Raw genomic sequence first — 17,506 nt, 5'->3', positions numbered from 1 at the left:
TGCTCGCGCCAGCTAGTCCCGCTCGCCTGAGTGCATCTTGACCGCGGCATCGACGTTGGCCTTGCGGTCCTCCGCGGCACCTTTCGCCGCCGCCTTGCGGCGCTTGGCCACGACGGCCTCGACGGCGCCGTTGAGTGCCGAGCCCAGCGGGAATCCGAGATAGTGGGTGACGAAGACCGCCATCTCCTTCAGTTCGGTCTCGGTGAGCTCCCCGTTGAGCAGCGCGGCGTTGATCTGGATCTCGGCCAGGTCGCGGTTTCCGACGGCGGTCACCGCCGTCAGCGTCATGATGCGCTTGTCGCGCATCGACAATCCGGGTCGGGTCCAGATGCTGCCGAACAGGTGGTCGACGGTCAGGTCGAAGTATGCGTCCCCCTCGACGTTGGGCATCTCCCAGCCGTACACCTCGTTCATCTTCTCTAGCCCGGTGCGGCGCAACTCATCCATCGCTGTCTCCTTTGTCGGTGTGCGGGACGCCGAGTCCGTCGGCCAGCCGGGCCAGCGCCACCTGCGCCAGCGGCAGCTCCACGCCGTTGGCCTCGCCCAGCGCCAGCGCCAGGCTCAAGTCCTTCTCGCCCAGCCCGCGGGTGTGGGTGAATGCGTCGTAGAGCCAGTGACCGGGTTCCAGCGTGGTCATGTCCTCGCGGACCATGATCGCTCCCGGCCCGCTGGTCAGCGCATCGGTATGCCGGACCACCCGGCCCAGCGCCTGCAGATCCAAACCGGCCGACTCGGCCAGCTTCATCGCCTCACACGCAGCGGCGTAGGAGGTGAACGTCAACATGTTGCGGGCCAGCTTCATTCGGGTTCCCGCGCCCGGCTCTCCCGCGTGGATCACCATCGACGCCCACATCTTGAACGCCGGCTTGATCCGCTCGTACACGTCACGCTCGGCGCCGACCATGGTCGCCAGCTCGCCCTTTTCCGCCGCGCCGCCGCCCCCGCTGACCGGCGCGTCGATGACGTGAATGCCCTGCGGCTTCAGCTCCGCGGCGAGCTCGGCGGCGGTGGTGTCGCGGATCGTCGAGTGGATCGCGATGACGGTGCCCGGCTTGGCGTGGGCGGCCAGTTCGGCGACGACGTCGCGGACCTGCTCGTCGTTGAGCACGGTCACGCTGATGATGTCGGCGCCGGCCACGTCGGCAATACTGTCGGCCAGGCTGGCGCCCGCCTCGGCCAGCGGTGTCATCGCCTCGGCCCGTAGGTCATAGACGGTCACGCCGCCCGGCCAGTCGACCAGCCGCTTGGCCATCGGCGCGCCCATGTTGCCCAGCCCGATGTAGCCCAGCGCCGGGATCTCGGGAGTGCTCATGATCGGATGATCTGTCCGCCGTCGACGTTGAAGATCTGCCCGGTGATCCAGCTGGCCTCATCGGACAGCAGGAACAGGCACATGCCGACCAGGTCTTCGGGCGTGCCCATCCGCGCCAGCGGCAGGGTCTGCACCATCTGCTTGACGATGGCCTGCGGGGTGGTGGAGCGGTTGGCTTCGGTGTCGATCGGACCCGGTGCGATCGCGTTGATCCGGATCTTGCGCCACCCCAACTCGCGGGACAACTGCTGAGTCAACCCGTTGACGCCGACCTTGGCCAACCCGTAGAAGTTGGCGTAAACCCAGGCCGCGGTGGAGGACTGGTTGACGATGGCGCCGCCGCCGCGCTGCTCCATGTGGCCGAAGACGGCCCGGGTGCACACCAGCGCCCCGTCCAGGTTGACACTCATGAACCTGCGGTAGTAGTCCCAGTCAACGGTCAACAGGCCGTCGAGTTTCATCCCGCCGAAGATCGCGGCGTTGTTGACCAGGTAGTCGATCCCGCCGAATTCCGCCACGGTCGCGTCGGCCATGGCCTGCGCCGATTCCAGGTCGGAGACGTCGACCCGCACGGCCAGCGCCTTGCCACCGTCGGCGACGATCTGCTTGGCAACCCGCTGCGCGCCTTCGACGTTGATGTCGGCGATCACCACCGCCGCACCTTCACGGGCCAGTGCCTCCGCGTAGGCCTGCCCGATACCGCCACCGGATCCGGTGACGATCGCCACCTTGTCGTCAAATTTCATGATGTCCCTTCGAGTGTCGGGTTAATACACGCCGTACGCCGTTTCGCGTGCCACAACCCGACACTCGGCGCACCTCGATCAAATAGCCGTCGCGATCACTTTCGTTTCCAGGTACTCCTCGAAGCCGGCCAGCCCCATCTCGCGGCCGTTGCCGGATTGCTTGTACCCGCCGAACGGGGCGTCCGCGGAGTACCAGACACCGCCGTTGACGTTGACGGTGCCCACCCGCAGCCGCGCCGCCACCGCGGCGGCCCGCTCCGGGTCGGCGCCGAACACAGTGCCCGACAAGCCGTACGGCGAGTCGTTGGCGATGCGCACCGCGTCGTCGTCACCGTCGTGGGCGATCACGGTGAGCACCGGGCCGAAGATCTCCTCCCTCGCCACCCGCGCGTCGTTGCCCAGCCCTGCGATCACCGTCGGCTCGATGAAGAATCCGGTGTCGCGGTCCGCCGGCCGGCCGCCGCCGCAGGCGAACGAACCACCCTCGGCCACAGCCAAATCCAGATAGCTCTGCACCCGGTCGCGCTGCCGCGCGGAGATCACCGGACCGCAGACGGTGCCGGCTGCGGTCGGATCGCCCGGTTTGATCGATCCCATGGTGGCCGCCGCGATGGCAACAGCCTCGTCGTAGCGGGCCCGCGGCACCACCAGCCGGGTGGTGATCGCGCAGCCCTGTCCGGCGTGCATGCTCGCCGAGAATGCCGACACGCCGGCGGCGGCACCCAGGTCGGCGTCGTCGAGCACCACGAAGGCCGACTTGCCGCCGAGCTCCAGAAACACCCGCTTGAGGCTCGTCGCGGCGTCGATGGTCACGCTGCGGCCGGTGGCGGTGGAGCCGGTGAACGAAACCATGTCGACGCGAGGATCTTTGGCGAGCATCGCACCGACCCCATGGTCGTCGGAGGTGACAATGTTGACCACGCCGGCCGGGAAATCGGTGTGCTCGGCGATCAATTGACCCACCACGGCGGCGCACCACGGTGTGTCCGGCGCCGGTTTGAGCACGACGGTGTTGCCGGCTGCCAACGCCGGACCCAGCTTGGCGAAGTTGATCTGGTGCGGGAAGTTCCACGGCGTTATCGCACCCACCACGCCGATCGCCTCCCGCGCAATCGTGCGCCGAGTGGCGATACCCAACGGGGCGGCATCCCCGAGATCCTGCGTCCACGGATAGGACTCCGCGGTGTCGGCGGCAAAGCCGAGGTCCTCGATCGGCCCTTCGAGCTGCGCGCTTGCGGTGAGCATCCGGGGAGCGCCCACCTCGGCGATGGTTAATTCCCGCAATTCCTCGAGGTGCTCGCGCAGCACGTCGCGCAACTGGCGCACGCACCGCACCCGCAGCTCCGTGTTGGTCGACCAGTCGGTCTCATCGAAGGCCTGCCGCGCGGCCGCGATCGCGCTGTCCATGTCAGCGGCGTCGGCGTTGGCCGCAACGCCCAGCACCTCTTCGGTGGCCGGGTTGATGGTCGCGAAGGTGCCCGCCCCACCGGCCCGCATCGCTCCGTCAATGAGCAGACGGCTTGTCCCGTCGGCCAGTAGCGCCATCGATACCTCACCTCACTTCGACTGGACATGTGTCTGACTCATGCCCGATTCGAACCCTAGCCGCAGACCCGCCGCGACCGCAAGCGTCCGCTGCTGATACCGGTAAATACCCGGATAGCATTGCTTTTTACCGGACGGGCTTGCCTCCTCCGGGCGCCATCCGATAGCTTGGACACGTGTCCAGTGATGCAGTGGTCGCGATCGGCGATGACGCCACGCCACGGAACCGGCGGCAAGAGGAGACCTTTCGCAAGGTCCTGGCCGCCGGCGTGGACATGCTGCGCGAAACCTCCTACGCCGAGCTGACCGTTCGGGCCGTCGCCGCCCGCGCCAAGGTGGCCCCGGCCACGGCCTACACCTACTTCTCGTCGAAGAACCACCTGATCGCCGAGGTATACCTGGATCTGGTTCGCCAGGTCCCCTACTTCACCGACGTCAACCAGGCGATGCCGGCCCGGGTGGACCAGGCGCTGCGTCACCTGGCGCTGGTCGTCGCCGACGAACCCGAGGTGGCCGCCGCCTGCACCACCGCCCTGCTGGGTGGTGGAGCCGACCCCGCGGTGCGCACCGTCCGCGACCGGATCGGCGCGGAGATCCACCGCCGCATCACCTCGGCGATCGGTCCGGACGCTGATCCCCGTACCGTCGCCGCCCTGGAGATGACGTTCTTCGGGGCGCTGGTCAACGCCGGCAGCGGTGCGTTCACCTACCACCAGATCGCCGACCGGCTGGGCTACGTCGTCGGCCTGATCCTGTCCCGCGACGGAGAGCAGCGATGAGCACACAGACCAGCGACGTGATCCTGGATCCCTACGACTACGACTTCCACGAGGACCCGTATCCGTACTACCGGCGGCTGCGCGACGAGGCGCCGCTGTACCGCAATGACGACCGCAACTTCTGGGCGCTGTCCCGGCATGCCGACGTCTGGCGCGGGTTCCGCAACAGCACCGCACTGTCCAACAAGTACGGCGTCTCGCTGGACCCGGTGTCGCGAAACGAGCATGCACATCTGGTGATGTCGTTTCTGGCCATGGACGATCCGGGCCATCTGCGGCTGCGGGCGCTGGTCTCCAAGGGGTTCACCCCGCGCCGCATCCGCGAACTGGAACCGCGGGTGGTGCAGCTGGCCCAACAGCACCTCGACACCGCGCTGGGATCGGACAGCTTCGACTACGTCGCCGACTTCGCCGGCAAGCTGCCGATGGATGTCATCTCCGAACTGATCGGAGTGCCCGAGCCCGACCGGGTCCGCATCCGGGCATTGGCCGACGGGGTGATGCACCGCGAGGACGGGGTGGCCGATGTGCCGGCCTCGGCGATGCAGGCCTCGGCCGACCTGATGACCTACTACGTCGAGATGATCAAGGAGTTCAAGAAGAACCCGGCCGACAACCTCACCTCCGCGCTGTTGGAGGCCGAGATCGACGGCGACCGGCTCACCGACCAGGAGATCATGGGCTTCTTGTTCCTGATGGTGATCGCCGGGAATGAGACCACCACCAAACTGCTGGCCAACGCCGCCTACTGGGGCGCCAAGTTCCCCGACCAGCTGACACCGGTGTTCGCCGACCACTCCCGCATCCCGGCATGGGTGGAGGAGACGCTGCGCTACGACACCTCCAGCCAGATCCTGGCCCGCACCGTCGTCGGTGATCTCACCTTGTACGACACCACCATTCCCGACGGGGATGTGCTGCTGCTGCTGGCCGGCTCGGGCAACCGCGACGAGCGGGTGTTCGACGACGCCGACGAGTACCGGATCGGCCGCGACATCGGGGCCAACCTGCTGAGTTTCGGCAGCGGCGCCCACTTCTGCCTGGGCGCGCACCTGGCCCGGATGGAGGCCCGGGTGGCGCTGGAGGAACTCCTCAAACGAATCCGCGGCTACCAGGTGGACGAGGCCAACGCCGTCCGCGTCCACTCCAGCAATGTCCGCGGGTTCGCCCACCTACCGATCACAGTGGAGACCATCTAGATGCCTCGCTTCGACCCCCATCCGGACCGCAGACCCGCGATCGTCGCCGGCGCCTCGTCGGGCATCGGCGCCGCGACCGCCACCGAGCTTGCCGCACACGGGTTTCCGGTTGCGCTCGGCGCCCGCCGGATCGACAAGCTCGACGAACTCGTCGAGAAGATCCGCGCCGACGGCGGCGAGGCGGTGGCGCTGCCACTCGATGTGACCGACGCCGAATCGGTGCAGGCGTTCGTCACCAAGGCCACCGAGGCACTCGGTCCGATCGAGGTGCTGGTCTCCGGTGCCGGCGACATGCTCCCCGGCCGGGTACACGAGATGAGTACCGAAGACTTCCAGTCCCAGGTGCAGATCCACCTGATCGGCGCCAACCGGCTGGCGACCGCGGTACTGCCGGCGATGGTGCAGCGCCGCCGCGGCGACGTCATCTTCATCGGCTCGGACACCGGTCTGGTGCAGCGCCCGCACATGGGCGCCTACGGGGCGGCCAAGGCCGGCCTGATGGCGATGGTGAAGAACCTGCAGATGGAGTTGGAGGGCACCGGGGTGCGCGCCTCGATCGTGCATCCGGGGCCGACGATGACGTCGATGGGCTGGAGCCTGACCGCCGAGCAGGTCGGTCCCATGCTCGAGGACTGGGCCAAGTGGGGCCAGGCCCGGCACAACTTCTTCCTGCGCCCGGACGACATCGCCCGGGCGGTGACCTTCGTCGCCGAAAGCCCCCGCGGCACCAACATCGTGACCATGGAGGTCCAGCCCGAGGCGCCGTTGACCGATGCACCGGCCGACCGCCGCGAACTGAAGCTCGGCGAAGAAGGGATGCCCACGTGACCACCCCGAACAGCAGCACAGTCGTTGTCCCGCGGGTTTCCGGCGGCGAGGAGGAGCACGGCCACCTCGAGGAGTTCCGCACCGACCCGATCGCGTTGATGCAGCGGTTGCGCGCCGAGTGCGGCGACGTCGGCTGGTTCGACCTGGCCGGCCGCAAGGTGGTGCTGCTGACCGGCCCCGAGGCCAACGAGTTCTTCTTCCGGTCAGGCGACGACGAACTCGACCAGGCTGCCGCCTACCCGTTCATGACCCCGATCTTCGGCAACGGCGTGGTGTTCGACGCGCCGCCGGAGCGGCGGGCAGAGATGTTGCACAACACCGCACTTCGGGGCGAGCACATGAAACGGCACGCCAGCACCATCGAGCGCGAGGTGCGCCAGATGATCGCGGACTGGGGCGACCAGGGTGAGATTGACCTACTGGAGTTCTTCGCCGAGTTGACCATCTACACCTCGACGGCGTGCCTGATCGGCCGAAAGTTCCGCGAGGAGCTCGACAGCCGATTCGCGGAGCTGTACTACGAACTGGAAAACGGCACCGACCCACTGTGCTACGTCGATCCGTATCTGCCGATCGAGAGCTTCCGGCGCCGCGACGAAGCCCGGGTCAAACTCGTTGAACTGGTGCAGGGCATCATGAACGGCCGGCTCGCCAATCCCGAATCCGACAAGAGCCGCCGAGACATGATCGACGTCATGGTGTCGATCCCGGACGAGAACGGCAACCCGCGGTTCACCGCCGACGAGATCACCGGGATCATCATCTCGATGATGTTCGCCGGGCATCACACCAGCTCGGGAACGTCGGCGTGGACGCTGATCGAGATGCTGCGCAATCCCGAGGCACACGCCGCGGTGATTGCCGAGCTCGACGAGCTCTACGCCGACGGCGGTGAGGTGAGTTTCCATGCGCTGCGCCAGATTCCGAACTTGGAGAACGTCCTCAAGGAATCCCTGCGCCTGCATCCGCCGCTGATCATCCTGATGCGGGTGGCCAAGGGCGAGTTCGAGGTCTGCGGATACCCGATCCACGAGGGCGATATGGTGGCGGCTTCGCCCGCGGTCTCCAACCGGATACCGGAGTCGTTCCCCGAGCCGAACGCGTTCGTGCCGGAGCGCTACAACGAGCCCCGCGAGGAAGACGTCGTCCACCGCTGGACCTGGATTCCGTTCGGCGCCGGCCGGCACCGCTGCGTGGGCGCGGCGTTCGCCACCATGCAGATCAAGGCGATCTTCTCGGTGTTGCTGCGGGAGTATGAGTTCGAGATGTCGCAGCCACCGGAAACCTACCGCAACGACCACTCCAAGATGGTGGTGCAACTGGCCCGCCCGGCCAAGGTGCGCTACCGCCGCCGCGTCTAGAGGAGACCGCCGATGGGCTACCGCGTTGAGGTCGACCTGGACCTGTGTCAGGGCCATGCGATGTGCGAACTGGAGGCACCGGACTACTTCCGGGTGCCCAAACGCGGGAAGGTCGAGATCCTGGACGCCACCCCGCCCGATGAAGCCCGCCCGGAGATCAAGCGGGCCGTGCAGATGTGCCCCACCCAAGCGTTGTTGATCCGAGAGGAAGACTGACATGGCATCGTTTCCGCGGGAACAGTTGGAGGACTGGGTGCAGCGCTGGCTGCAGGTCAATCGCGACGCCGAAGCAGCCGGCGACTGGAAGCCGCTGGCCGACTTCTACGCCGACGACGCCACCTACGGCTGGAACATCGGTCCCAAGGAAGACGTGATGTGCGTCGGGATCGACGAGATCCGGGACATCGCGCTGGGCCTGGAGATGGCAGGCCTGGACAACTGGCAGTACCCCTACCAACGGGTCATCATCGACGACAAGCAAGGTGAGATCGTCGGCTTCTGGAAGCAGGTCGCCACCGGCCCGGATACTGGGGCCGGCACCCCCGAAAAGTTCGAGATCTACGGTATCGGCGGCAGCTGGTTTCGGCTCACCGATAAAGACGGGTCGCCGCTCATCGCCTGGCAGCGCGACTTCTTCGACTTCGGCCACGTCCAGAAGCTGTACCTGGACCTGATGACGGCCGGGAAGCTGTCCGCGGGCATGCAGAAGCGCATCGAGCGCAGCCTGGCCGGAGAAAAGCTGCCCGGCTATTACCCGCTGGGCGCGACGCCGGTGCCGCTGTGGTGAGCCCCGCCGGCACGGCGTGACCCCGGCCACACCCGCTGAGACGCACGTCACTACTCTGACGCACAGATCCTCCAACGAAAGCAGGTTCGCGGTGAAGACTAAGGGCGCACTGATCTGGGAGTTCAACCAGCCGTGGTCGATCGAGGAGATCGAGATCGGCGACCCCCGCAAGGACGAGGTCAAGATCCAGATGGAAGCGTCGGGGATGTGCCACTCCGACCACCACCTGGTCACCGGCGGGATTCCGATGGCGGGCTTCCCGGTGCTGGGCGGGCATGAGGGCGCCGGCATCGTCACCGAGGTCGGTCCCGGCGTGGAGGACATCGCCGTCGGCGATCACGTGGTGCTGTCGTTCATCCCGTCCTGCGGCAACTGCCCGTCGTGTCAGGCCGGTATGCGCAACCTGTGCGACCTGGGCGCCGGCCTGCTGCTCGGGGCCGCGGTCAGCGATGGCACGTTCCGGGTGCAGGCGCGGGGCCAAGACGTCTACCCGATGACACTGCTGGGCACCTTCTCGCCGTACATGGTGGTGCACAAGAGCTCGGTGGTGAAGATCGACCCGTCCATTCCGTTCGAGGTGGCCTGCCTGGTCGGCTGCGGTGTCACCACCGGCTACGGGTCGGCGGTGCGCGCCGGTGACATCCGGCCCGGTGAAGACGTCGCGGTGATCGGCGTCGGCGGGGTGGGCATGGCCGCGCTGCAGGGCGCGATCGCCGCCGGGGCCCGGCATCTGTTCGTCGTCGACCCGGTGGAGTGGAAGCGTGACCAGGCCCTGAAGTTCGGTGCGACGCACGTCTACCCCGATCTCGACAGCGCGCTGATGGGCATCATGGAGGTCACCGCCGGCCTGATGGCCCGCAAGGTGATCGTCACCGTCGGCGAGCTGCACGGCGCTGACGTCGACGCCTACATCAACCTGACCGCCAAGGGCGGCACCTGCGTGCTGACCGCCATCGGCAGCCTGCTCGACACCCAGGTGTCGCTGAACCTGGCGATGCTGACCCTGATGCAGAAGAACCTGCAGGGCACCATCTTCGGCGGCGGCAACCCGCACTTCGACATCCCGCAGCTGCTGTCGATGTACAAGGCCGGCAAACTCAACCTGGACGACATGGTCACCCGCCAGTACAAGCTGGAGCAGATCAACGACGGCTACCGGGACATGCTGGAGGGCAGGAACATCCGCGGCGTCATCCGCTACACCGACGCCGACCGCTGATTTGCCGCACGCCCTACCGGAGGAATCCATGTCGCAGACCGCTGAACTGACCCCCGCCCTCGCCGCGTCGCAGTCGTCGTGGCGGTGCGTGCAGGCGCACGACCGGGAGGGCTGGCTGGCGTTGATGGCCGACGACGTGGTGATCGAAGACCCGATCGGCAAATCGGTGACCAACCCGGACGGCAACGGGGTGCGCGGCATCCAAGCCGTCGCCGGCTTCTACGACTCCAATATCTCCGCCAACCGGCTCACCATCACCTGCGAGGAGACGTTTCCGTCCAGCTCGCCGAACGAGGTCGCCCACATCCTGGTGCTGCACAGCAGGTTTGACGGCGGCATCACCAGCACGGTGCGTGGTGTGTTCACCTACCGGGTCAACGACGCCGGACTGATCGCCAACATGCGCGGCTACTGGAATCTGGAGGCGATGGCCTTCGGCAAGGACGAGTGATTCCGGGTTTGCTGGCCGGCCGCGGTGCGGTGGTGGTCGGCGGATCGCGGGGTATCGGTGCCGCGATCGCCGCCCACTTGACCGAATCCGGTGCCGGCGTCGTCGTCAACGGCCGCGACGCGGACACGGTCGCCGACACCGCAGCCCGGCTTCCCGGTGCCGTCGCGCATCCGGGTTTGGCCGCCGACCCCACCGTCGCCGACGCGCTGATCCAGACCTGCATCGGCGCTTTCGGCTCCGTCGACATCCTGGTGAACTGCGCCGGGACCGCCGAGCCGGCGGGTTCCTCGATCCTGAACGTGACCAGCGGACAGTTTCGTGAGCTCCTCGACGCGCACCTGGGCACCGTATTCGAGACCTGTCGCGCGGCCGCACCGAAAATGGTGGCCCGGGGCGGCGGCGCCATCATCAATACCGGCTCGTTCGCCTACCTCGGTGACTACGGCGGCAGCGGCTACCCGGCCGGCAAGGGTGCCGTCAACGGTCTGACGCTGGCGATCGCCGCCGAACTCAAAGAACACCGGGTGCGCGCCAACGTGATCTGCCCCGGCGCGAAGACCCGGCTGTCCAGCGGGCCGGACTACACCGCGCACATCACCGATCTGAACCGCCGCGGACTACTCGACGACACCAGCATGCAGGGCGCGCTGGATGCCGCGCCACCGCACTACGTCGCGCCGTTGTACACCTATCTGGCCAGCGACCTGGCCGCGGCGATGAGCGGGCGAATCTTCATCGCCGCAGGAGGTTTCGTCGGTGAATTCCCCCGTCCCGCCACCGGATTCGTGGCCTGGCGGGATCATCACGACGCCCCGCCCTGGACGGTGGACGAACTGCACGGGCTGTTCACCGGCGGCTGACGGCCCGAGCCTATGCTCGACTCCATGGCCACCGTCTTCAGCATGATCATCAACCGGGAGCTGCCGGGCCGTTTCGTCTACGAAGACGATGAGGTCGTCGCGTTCTTGACCATCGAGCCGATGACACAGGGACACACGCTGGTGGTGCCGCGCGCCGAGATCGACAACTGGCAAGACATCGACAGCGCCGTGTTCAACCGGGTGATGGCGGTGTCCCAACGGATCGGCCAGGCGGTGTGCAAGGCGTTCGGAGCCGAGCGCGCCGGGGTCATCATCGCCGGCCTGGAGGTGCCGCACCTGCACGTCCACGTGTTCCCCGCCAAAAGCCTCAGCGACTTCGGCTTCGCCAACGTCGACCGCAACCCGTCGGCGGAGTCGCTGGATGAGGCGCAGGCCAAGATCATCGCGGCACTGGCCGAACTTCCCTAGCCGTCAACCGATCTCGGCCGGCGCCTCGACGATGCGCGGCAGCACCACCCGAAAACAGCAGCCCGACCCGGGCACCGTGGTCACGGTGACCAGACCGCCGTGCGCGCTGACCAGGGAGTCGACGATGGACAGCCCCAGCCCGGTGCCGCCGCTGGCCCGGGCCCGCGACGAGTCGGTTCGGTAGAACCGTTCGAAGGCGCGTTGCGCGTCGGCCTCGCTCATGCCGGGGCCCTGGTCGACGACCTCCAGCACCGCGTCCTGCTCGACGGTGCCGACCCGGACGATGACCGCCGCGGACTCCGGGGTGTGCTGCAGCGCGTTGGACATCAGGTTGTTGAGCACCTGGCGCAGCCGGGCCTCGTCGCCGAGCACCTCCGGTGTGCCCGGGCCGTCGAAGACCTCCAGCGTGATGGTGCGCGCGGGGGCGGTGGCCTGCGCGTCGTGCACGGCGTCGGTGGCCAGCACCAGCAGGTCCACGTGATGGCGCTCCAGCGGTCGTTGCGCGTCCAGGCGCGCCAGCACCAACAGATCCTCGACCAGCAGACCCATCCGGCTGGCCTCGCTCTCGATGCGCGACATCAGCATCTCCATGTCGCGGGCGGCGCCCTGGCGGTACAGCTCCGCGAAGCCGCGGATGGTGGTCAGCGGGGTGCGTAGTTCATGGCTGGCGTCGGTGATGAAGCGGCGCATCCGCTCCTCGGAGCTGCGGGCTTTCTCCGCGGAGTCCTCCTGCGCGGCCATCGCCCGCTGGATCTGGGCCAGCATGCCGTTGAGCGCCAGCGACAGCCGACCCACCTCGGTGCGCGGGTCACGTTCGGGGACGCGGCGGTCGAGCTGGCCGGCGGCGATCGCCGCGGCCGTCTGCTCGACCTCGACCAGCGGCCGCAGGCTGCGGTGCACCACCCAGTACCCGGCCGCACCGAGCACCAGCAGCACCACCATCCCGATCCCGAACCTGGACCAGTTCAGGAAGTTCATGGTCGATTCCACCTCGGACAAATCGATGGCGACCGTGGTCAATCCGCCGTCGACACCGCGCACCGAAACCGCCCGCCAGCGCACCGGGGACCCGTTGATCGATCCGATGGTCGTCGGCTCGGGCCCGACGTCGTTACCGGGGGGCAGCAGCGGCTCGGCGTTGCGGTCGTTGACGACCGCCCAGGTGCGGCCGTCGGGTTCGACGTCGAGCACATAGAAATCCGAGGGCGGGCGCGCGGGGTTGGGATCCTTGACCGGACCGGGCGGGTGCTGCGGCGGGGCCTGCGCCCACCCGTCGGACGCGTCGAGCAACTCCTGGTCGATCCGGTTGATCAGGGTGTGCTCGAGGATGGAGTTGACCGCGAGCCCCTGTGCCAGCAGCGCCACCGCCACCAGCATCAGGGTGGCCGCCACCAGGGTCACCCGCAGCGGCAATAACCCGCGGACTCGCGTGGCCATTCGGCTCAGCGCGGTTCGCGCAGCACGTAGCCCACCCCGCGCAAGGTGTGCAGCAACCGCTTCTCGCCGGTGTCGACCTTGCGGCGCAGATACGACACATAGGATTCGACGACGTTGACGTCGCCGCCGAAGTCGTAGCGCCAGACGTGGTCCAGGATCTTCGGTTTGCTCAACACCGTGCCGGCGTTGATCACGAAGTAGCGCAGCAGGGTGAACTCGGTGGGCGACAACGCCACCGGCTCGCCGGCTTTCCACACCTCATGGGTGTCCTCGTCGAGCTCGATGTCCGCGAACTTCAACCGGGCGTTGCGGGGCTTCTCGCTGCCCTTGCCGGCCCGGCGCAGGATGACCCGCAGCCGCGCCACCACCTCTTCCAGGCTGAACGGCTTGGTGACGTAGTCGTCGCCGCCGAGCGTCAGGCCCGCGATCTTGTCCTGCAACGAGTCGCGCGCGGTCAGAAACAACGCCGGCGCGTCGATGCCGTCGGCGCGCAGCCGGCGCAGCACGCCGAACCCGTCCATGCCGGGCATCATCACGTCCAGGATCACCGCGTCCGGGCGGACCTCACGCGCGCGGTCCAGCGCCGCCGGGCCGTTGGTCGCGCTGTACACCTCGAAACCCTGGAACTTGAGGCTCACCGACAACAGTTCGACGATGTTCGTCTCGTCGTCGACGACCAGCACACGCGCCTCCGGCACGGCGTCCTGGGTGGCATCAGATCCCATGGGTCAATTTCGACCTATCCATGTAAACGTAACCTCCGCACCATCTGTGAAGTTGCTGTGGGTCATTACGTCCGCCGATACGTCCGACTGCGCCGTTCGGCCCATACACTGGCGCCATGAACCTGGGTAAGAACCTGGCGGATATCGCCACCGCACCGGCCAGGCTGGGCTTGGCGGCCGCCGAGGCCGGGCTCGGTGTCGCCTCCGCGGCGCTCGGGATGACCCAGCGGGCCCTGGGCGGCGACACCACCGTCATGTCGCCGAACTCGATGGCGCACGCCCTGGGCCTCGATGACGCCATCAACCGCGCCAACCGGCTGGCCCGGCTGATCGACGACGACGCCCCGCTGGGCCGGGCGCTGGCGCCGGACGGCCCGGTGGACCGGCTGCTGCGACCGGGCGGCGTGGTGGACCAGGTCACCGCGCCCGGTGGTCTGCTGGACCGGCTGACCGAGGAGGGCGGGGCGCTGCAGCGTGCGCTGCAGCCCGGCGGGCTGGTGGATCAGCTGCTCGACGAGGACGGCCTGATCGAGCGGGTGATGGGCGAAGACGGGCTGGCCGAGCGGCTGTTGTCCGAGGGCGGGCTGGTCGACAAGCTGACCGCGCGGCACGGGCCGCTGGAGCAGGTCACCGCGCTGGCTGACACCCTGGCCCGGCTAGCCCCCGGGATGGAGGCGCTGGAGCCGGCCATCGAGACCCTGCAGGAGGCCGTCATCGCGCTGACGATGGTGGTCAACCCGCTGAGCAGCATGGCCGAACGCATCCCGACGTGGCCGCGCCGCGGCAGCCGCCGCTCCACACCGCGCCCGGTGTCCTCGCAGCGGATCATCGAGGCCGACCGCCCCGGGACCACCGACGCCTGAGCGTGCACCGCTCCGCCGTACCCCACCCCGCCGAACCCCACCCCGCCGAACGTGAAGTTAGGTTCACACTCGACGGGTGAGCGTGAACCTAACTTCACGCTCGCTGCTGTTTGATGGCGGCGACCAGGGCCGCCGTCTCACCACGCTGGCAATCACCGCCGAACTGTTCGGGGTCACACCCGCCTCCTTAGCTCGCACCGATCGTCGCGGTCAACCGCGCGCACTGGGAAGGCGAAACCGCCGATGCCGCCGTGGGTCCCGCCGATTCGGATCATCGCGCCGCCGTTCAGGCGGTGGCTCATCTGCATCGAGTCGCCAAGATCGCCACCGAAGGAGCTGGCGCGGTGAATGCGTCGCTGCAGCGGACACGCCAGGCGATTACCGCCGGCTTTTCGGTGCGACAAGACTTGAGCGTCTACAAGGAGGGGAAGTCCACCAAGGCCGAGTCAAACCCGTAACCATCACCAGGCAACTGACAGATCCAATGGAGCCCCCCGTCGGGATTGAACCGACGACCTACGCTTTACAAGAGCGTTGCTCTACCACTGAGCTAGGGAGGCGGGCACCAAGAGCGTAGCGCGACCCAGTTACCTTCTCCTCTTGCGGGACAGCGCACCGCGCTTGCGACAATGGGCCGCATGGTTGAGCAGAGCCTCTGGATGCAGAAGGTGGCGGCCGATCCCGGCCATTCGCAGTGGTACATCGAACGATTCCGGGCCATGGCACGTGCCGGTGAGGACCTCTACGGCGAGGCCCGCTGCATCGACGCGATGGTGCCCCGCGGCGCCCACATCCTCGACGCGGGCTGCGGACCCGGGCGCCTGGGCGGGTATCTGGCGACCGCCGGGCACCGCGTCGTCGGCGTCGACGTCGACCCCGAGCTGATCGAGGCCGCCGAACAGGACAATCCCGGGCCGCGCTGGCTGGTCGGCGACCTGACCGAACTCGACCTGCCCGCCCGCGGCATCCCCGAGCCGTTCGACGTCATCGTGTCGGCCGGCAACGTGATGGGCTTCCTCGCCCCGGGCAGCCACGCCACCGTGCTGAGCCGGCTGCGCGCCCACCTCGCCGACGACGGCCGGGTGGTGATCGGCTTCGGCGCCGCATTCGGCTACCCGTTCGAGGATTTCTTCGCCGCCGCCACCACCGCCGGGCTGGTCCCCGACCTGTTGCTGTCCACCTGGGATCTGCGGCCGTTCACCGACGACTCCGACTTCCTGGTCGCCATCCTGCGGGCGGCGTAAGCCCGCGCTGCCGCTGGCGAGGATCGCCCGCTGTCTGCCACCGGGACGGTCTGTACGGCGGCGGGCTAGCGGCCGTCCCAGCCAACCTCCCGCAGGTGGCCTATTCGCCTCTGACCTCGTGTTTTCCTGCCAGCCAGCAAGCTAACCCATACTGGGAGCATGTCCCAGCCGCGCGGTCGTCATCGCCGGGGGCCCTCCCGCCTCCGACGGGCCCTGACCCGGAGTTGCGCGACACTCACCTCACTGGGCGCGGTGCTGCTCACCGGCGCCGGCTACTGGGTCGCCCACGGCGCCCTGGGCGGGATCACGGTGTCCGAGGCGCTGGGTGCCGAGGACCCGCGTTCGACCGGCGGGGAGATGAACATCCTGCTGATCGGGCTGGACTCCCGCAAGGATCAGGACGGCAACGAACTGCCCGACGCGATCCTGGACAAGCTGCACGCCGGGGACTCCGACGTCGGCGGCTACAACACCAACACGCTGATCCTGATGCACATCGGCGCCGACAACCGCGTCGTCGCGTTCTCCATCCCCCGCGACGACTGGGTGTCGTTTTCCGGGGTGCCCGGCTACAACCACATCAAGATCAAAGAGGCGTACGGGCTGACCAAAGCCCACACCGAGGACAAGCTCATCGAGCAGGGCGTCAGCAGCCAGAAGGTGCTGGAGACCCGCGGCCGCGAGGCGGGCCGGGCCGCCACGCTGCGCGCGGTGCGCAACCTGACCGGGGTTCCGATCGATTACTTCGCCGAAATCAACCTGGCCGGCTTCTACGACCTCACCGAGAGCCTCGGCGGTGTCGAGGTGTGTCTGAACCATGCCGTCTACGACGAGTACTCCGGCGCCGACTTCCCGGCCGGTCGCCAGTGGCTCAACGCCGAGCAAGCCCTGTCGTTCGTGCGACAGCGACACGGCCTGGACAACGGCGACCTGGACCGCACCCACCGCCAGCAGGCGTTTCTGGTGTCGGTGATGCACCAACTCCGTGATTCGGGCACCTTTACCGACCTCACCAAGCTCAAGCGGCTGATCGCGGTGGCGCGCAAGGACATCGTGCTGTCCGGCGGTTGGGGCGAGGATCAGTTCCAGCGGATGGAGGCCCTGGCCGGCGGGGACATGCAGTATCGGACGCTGCCGGTGCTGCGGTACGAAAACATCGACGGACAAGACGTCAACATCATCGACCCCGCCGCGATCCGGGCCGAGGTCGCGGCGGCGTTCGGCTCCGGCACCGCTGCCCCCACGACCGCGGCCACTCCCAGCGCCCCACCCAATCCCGACACCGTCATCGATGTGGTCAACGCGTCAGAGACGAGCGGGCTGGCCAGCAAGGTGTCCCAGGTGCTGCAGCGGCGCGACTACACCATCGGTGAGGTTCGCGACCCGCTCGACGACGAGCCCACCACCACGACCATCGACTACGGGCCCGGCGCGCAGACCGAAGCCGCCAAGCTGGCGGCCCTGCTCAACATCGACGCAGCCGGCCAGCCCAGCCTACAAGCCGGGCGGATTCGGATCACCCTGGGCGACGGCTACTACCTGCCGCCGCTTGAGGACGCCACCACGTCGACGACCACGACCACGACCACGACGACCCGTTCGTCCTACTGGGACAGCACGGAGCCCACCCCGGACCGCGGGAAGCCGATCGCGGCGGGTGGCGGCGTTCCCTGCGTCAATTAGCTCCGGCGAGCAGACGCAAAAGTGCTCGGTAACTGGGT

General features: G+C 67.9%; 20 protein-coding genes and 1 tRNA gene. 14 read left to right on the top strand and 7 right to left on the bottom strand.

Going from position 1 to position 17,506, the window contains the following annotated elements; genetic code table 11:
* Nucleotides 1-12: 12 nt before the first annotated feature.
* The 4 genes from AC5Y36_RS22500 to AC5Y36_RS22485 all read right to left on the bottom strand — a co-directional run bounded on the left by AC5Y36_RS22500 (nucleotide 13) and on the right by AC5Y36_RS22485 (nucleotide 3,603).
* Nucleotides 13-447 (bottom strand): carboxymuconolactone decarboxylase family protein, encoded by a 435-nt coding sequence (locus AC5Y36_RS22500; RefSeq protein WP_500043184.1) that lies wholly within the window; start codon nucleotides 445-447, stop codon nucleotides 13-15.
* Entirely contained in the window at nucleotides 440-1,312 is an 873-nt protein-coding gene (locus tag AC5Y36_RS22495; RefSeq protein WP_500043183.1) for an NAD(P)-dependent oxidoreductase, read from the bottom strand. The genes AC5Y36_RS22500 and AC5Y36_RS22495 overlap by 8 nt, the downstream gene beginning before the upstream one ends.
* Nucleotides 1,309-2,058, bottom strand: a complete 750-nt coding sequence (locus AC5Y36_RS22490) for an SDR family oxidoreductase (RefSeq protein ID WP_500043182.1) — start codon at nucleotides 2,056-2,058, stop codon at nucleotides 1,309-1,311. Before AC5Y36_RS22490 ends, AC5Y36_RS22495 begins: the two co-directional genes overlap by 4 nt.
* A 78-nt stretch (nucleotides 2,059-2,136) precedes the next feature.
* A complete protein-coding gene (locus AC5Y36_RS22485; RefSeq protein ID WP_500043181.1) occupies nucleotides 2,137-3,603 on the bottom strand; it encodes an aldehyde dehydrogenase in 1,467 nt (488 codons plus the stop codon).
* 176 nt (nucleotides 3,604-3,779) lie between these two features.
* Between AC5Y36_RS22485 and AC5Y36_RS22480 the strand changes: the two genes are divergently transcribed.
* The 10 genes from AC5Y36_RS22480 to AC5Y36_RS22435 all read left to right on the top strand — a co-directional run bounded on the left by AC5Y36_RS22480 (nucleotide 3,780) and on the right by AC5Y36_RS22435 (nucleotide 11,516).
* Nucleotides 3,780-4,382: a TetR family transcriptional regulator gene (locus tag AC5Y36_RS22480; protein ID WP_500043180.1), complete on the top strand. Its 603-nt coding sequence runs from the start codon at nucleotides 3,780-3,782 to the stop codon at nucleotides 4,380-4,382.
* The gene (locus AC5Y36_RS22475) at nucleotides 4,379-5,581 is read left to right on the top strand and encodes a cytochrome P450 (RefSeq protein ID WP_500043179.1); all 1,203 of its coding nucleotides are present in this window, start codon (nucleotides 4,379-4,381) and stop codon (nucleotides 5,579-5,581) included. The genes AC5Y36_RS22480 and AC5Y36_RS22475 overlap by 4 nt, the downstream gene beginning before the upstream one ends.
* Nucleotides 5,582-6,409, top strand: coding sequence for an SDR family oxidoreductase (locus tag AC5Y36_RS22470; protein WP_500043178.1), 828 nt, complete (start codon nucleotides 5,582-5,584; stop codon nucleotides 6,407-6,409).
* Nucleotides 6,406-7,770 (top strand): lanosterol 14-alpha demethylase, encoded by a 1,365-nt coding sequence (gene cyp51 / locus AC5Y36_RS22465; protein WP_500043177.1) that lies wholly within the window; start codon nucleotides 6,406-6,408, stop codon nucleotides 7,768-7,770. The genes AC5Y36_RS22470 and cyp51 overlap by 4 nt, the downstream gene beginning before the upstream one ends.
* Before the next feature lie 12 nt (nucleotides 7,771-7,782).
* A complete protein-coding gene (gene fdx, locus AC5Y36_RS22460) occupies nucleotides 7,783-7,986 on the top strand; it encodes a ferredoxin Fdx (protein WP_500043176.1) in 204 nt (67 codons plus the stop codon).
* A gap of 1 nt (nucleotide 7,987) precedes the next feature.
* Nucleotides 7,988-8,557 (top strand): nuclear transport factor 2-like protein, encoded by a 570-nt coding sequence (locus AC5Y36_RS22455; protein ID WP_500043175.1) that lies wholly within the window; start codon nucleotides 7,988-7,990, stop codon nucleotides 8,555-8,557.
* A 91-nt stretch (nucleotides 8,558-8,648) separates the two neighbouring features.
* Nucleotides 8,649-9,776, top strand: a complete 1,128-nt coding sequence (locus tag AC5Y36_RS22450; RefSeq protein ID WP_500043174.1) for an NDMA-dependent alcohol dehydrogenase — start codon at nucleotides 8,649-8,651, stop codon at nucleotides 9,774-9,776.
* A 28-nt stretch (nucleotides 9,777-9,804) separates the two neighbouring features.
* Complete coding sequence (locus tag AC5Y36_RS22445) at nucleotides 9,805-10,227, top strand: ketosteroid isomerase family protein (protein ID WP_500043173.1); 423 nt, start codon at nucleotides 9,805-9,807, stop codon at nucleotides 10,225-10,227.
* 29 nt (nucleotides 10,228-10,256) lie between these two features.
* Nucleotides 10,257-11,087, top strand: a complete 831-nt coding sequence (locus tag AC5Y36_RS22440) for an SDR family NAD(P)-dependent oxidoreductase (RefSeq protein WP_500043200.1) — start codon at nucleotides 10,257-10,259, stop codon at nucleotides 11,085-11,087.
* 24 nt (nucleotides 11,088-11,111) lie between these two features.
* Nucleotides 11,112-11,516 (top strand): HIT family protein, encoded by a 405-nt coding sequence (locus AC5Y36_RS22435; RefSeq protein ID WP_500043172.1) that lies wholly within the window; start codon nucleotides 11,112-11,114, stop codon nucleotides 11,514-11,516.
* A 3-nt stretch (nucleotides 11,517-11,519) separates the two neighbouring features.
* Here AC5Y36_RS22435 and AC5Y36_RS22430 read toward each other — a convergent pair whose 3' ends face one another.
* Together AC5Y36_RS22430 and AC5Y36_RS22425 are read right to left on the bottom strand one after the other, a co-directional pair.
* On the bottom strand, nucleotides 11,520-12,953 hold the full coding sequence (locus tag AC5Y36_RS22430) for a sensor histidine kinase (RefSeq protein WP_500043171.1): 1,434 nt from the start codon (nucleotides 12,951-12,953) through the stop codon (nucleotides 11,520-11,522).
* Between the two features lie 5 nt (nucleotides 12,954-12,958).
* On the bottom strand, nucleotides 12,959-13,678 hold the full coding sequence (locus AC5Y36_RS22425; RefSeq protein WP_500043170.1) for a response regulator transcription factor: 720 nt from the start codon (nucleotides 13,676-13,678) through the stop codon (nucleotides 12,959-12,961).
* Nucleotides 13,679-13,794: 116 nt separating this feature from the next.
* On the opposite strand from AC5Y36_RS22425, the gene AC5Y36_RS22420 reads away from it, so the two are divergent.
* A complete protein-coding gene (locus tag AC5Y36_RS22420; protein ID WP_500043169.1) occupies nucleotides 13,795-14,541 on the top strand; it encodes a hypothetical protein in 747 nt (248 codons plus the stop codon).
* Between the two features lie 251 nt (nucleotides 14,542-14,792).
* Nucleotides 14,793-14,999, top strand: a complete 207-nt coding sequence (locus tag AC5Y36_RS22415; RefSeq protein WP_500043168.1) for a hypothetical protein — start codon at nucleotides 14,793-14,795, stop codon at nucleotides 14,997-14,999.
* Nucleotides 15,000-15,026: 27 nt separating this feature from the next.
* Here the strand turns inward: AC5Y36_RS22415 and AC5Y36_RS22410 are convergent.
* Nucleotides 15,027-15,101, bottom strand: a tRNA-Thr gene (locus AC5Y36_RS22410).
* Between the two features lie 78 nt (nucleotides 15,102-15,179).
* Here AC5Y36_RS22410 and AC5Y36_RS22405 point away from each other — a divergent pair.
* Nucleotides 15,180-15,785: a class I SAM-dependent methyltransferase gene (locus AC5Y36_RS22405; protein ID WP_500043167.1), complete on the top strand. Its 606-nt coding sequence runs from the start codon at nucleotides 15,180-15,182 to the stop codon at nucleotides 15,783-15,785.
* A gap of 159 nt (nucleotides 15,786-15,944) precedes the next feature.
* Nucleotides 15,945-17,468: an LCP family protein gene (locus AC5Y36_RS22400; protein ID WP_500043166.1), complete on the top strand. Its 1,524-nt coding sequence runs from the start codon at nucleotides 15,945-15,947 to the stop codon at nucleotides 17,466-17,468.
* Nucleotides 17,469-17,506 lie beyond the last annotated feature (38 nt).

The organism is Mycobacterium sp. NGS50, assembly GCF_059812545.1.
This window is presented reverse-complemented; position numbering and strand designations above follow the sequence as displayed.

What these genes read in the sequence shown, in the direction of transcription:
- AC5Y36_RS22500 (WP_500043184.1), bottom strand. Translation starts at nt 447, where the DNA reads ATGGATGAGTTGCGCCGCACCGGGCTAGAGAAGATGAACGAGGTGTAC.
- AC5Y36_RS22495 (WP_500043183.1), bottom strand. Translation starts at nt 1,312, where the DNA reads ATGAGCACTCCCGAGATCCCGGCGCTGGGCTACATCGGGCTGGGCAAC.
- AC5Y36_RS22490 (WP_500043182.1), bottom strand. Translation starts at nt 2,058, where the DNA reads ATGAAATTTGACGACAAGGTGGCGATCGTCACCGGATCCGGTGGCGGT.
- AC5Y36_RS22485 (WP_500043181.1), bottom strand. Translation starts at nt 3,603, where the DNA reads ATGGCGCTACTGGCCGACGGGACAAGCCGTCTGCTCATTGACGGAGCG.
- AC5Y36_RS22475 (WP_500043179.1), top strand. Translation starts at nt 4,379, where the DNA reads ATGAGCACACAGACCAGCGACGTGATCCTGGATCCCTACGACTACGAC.
- AC5Y36_RS22470 (WP_500043178.1), top strand. Translation starts at nt 5,582, where the DNA reads ATGCCTCGCTTCGACCCCCATCCGGACCGCAGACCCGCGATCGTCGCC.
- fdx (WP_500043176.1), top strand. Translation starts at nt 7,783, where the DNA reads ATGGGCTACCGCGTTGAGGTCGACCTGGACCTGTGTCAGGGCCATGCG.
- AC5Y36_RS22455 (WP_500043175.1), top strand. Translation starts at nt 7,988, where the DNA reads ATGGCATCGTTTCCGCGGGAACAGTTGGAGGACTGGGTGCAGCGCTGG.
- AC5Y36_RS22445 (WP_500043173.1), top strand. Translation starts at nt 9,805, where the DNA reads ATGTCGCAGACCGCTGAACTGACCCCCGCCCTCGCCGCGTCGCAGTCG.
- AC5Y36_RS22435 (WP_500043172.1), top strand. Translation starts at nt 11,112, where the DNA reads ATGGCCACCGTCTTCAGCATGATCATCAACCGGGAGCTGCCGGGCCGT.
- AC5Y36_RS22430 (WP_500043171.1), bottom strand. Translation starts at nt 12,953, where the DNA reads ATGGCCACGCGAGTCCGCGGGTTATTGCCGCTGCGGGTGACCCTGGTG.
- AC5Y36_RS22425 (WP_500043170.1), bottom strand. Translation starts at nt 13,678, where the DNA reads ATGGGATCTGATGCCACCCAGGACGCCGTGCCGGAGGCGCGTGTGCTG.
- AC5Y36_RS22420 (WP_500043169.1), top strand. Translation starts at nt 13,795, where the DNA reads ATGAACCTGGGTAAGAACCTGGCGGATATCGCCACCGCACCGGCCAGG.
- AC5Y36_RS22405 (WP_500043167.1), top strand. Translation starts at nt 15,180, where the DNA reads ATGGTTGAGCAGAGCCTCTGGATGCAGAAGGTGGCGGCCGATCCCGGC.
- AC5Y36_RS22400 (WP_500043166.1), top strand. Translation starts at nt 15,945, where the DNA reads ATGTCCCAGCCGCGCGGTCGTCATCGCCGGGGGCCCTCCCGCCTCCGA.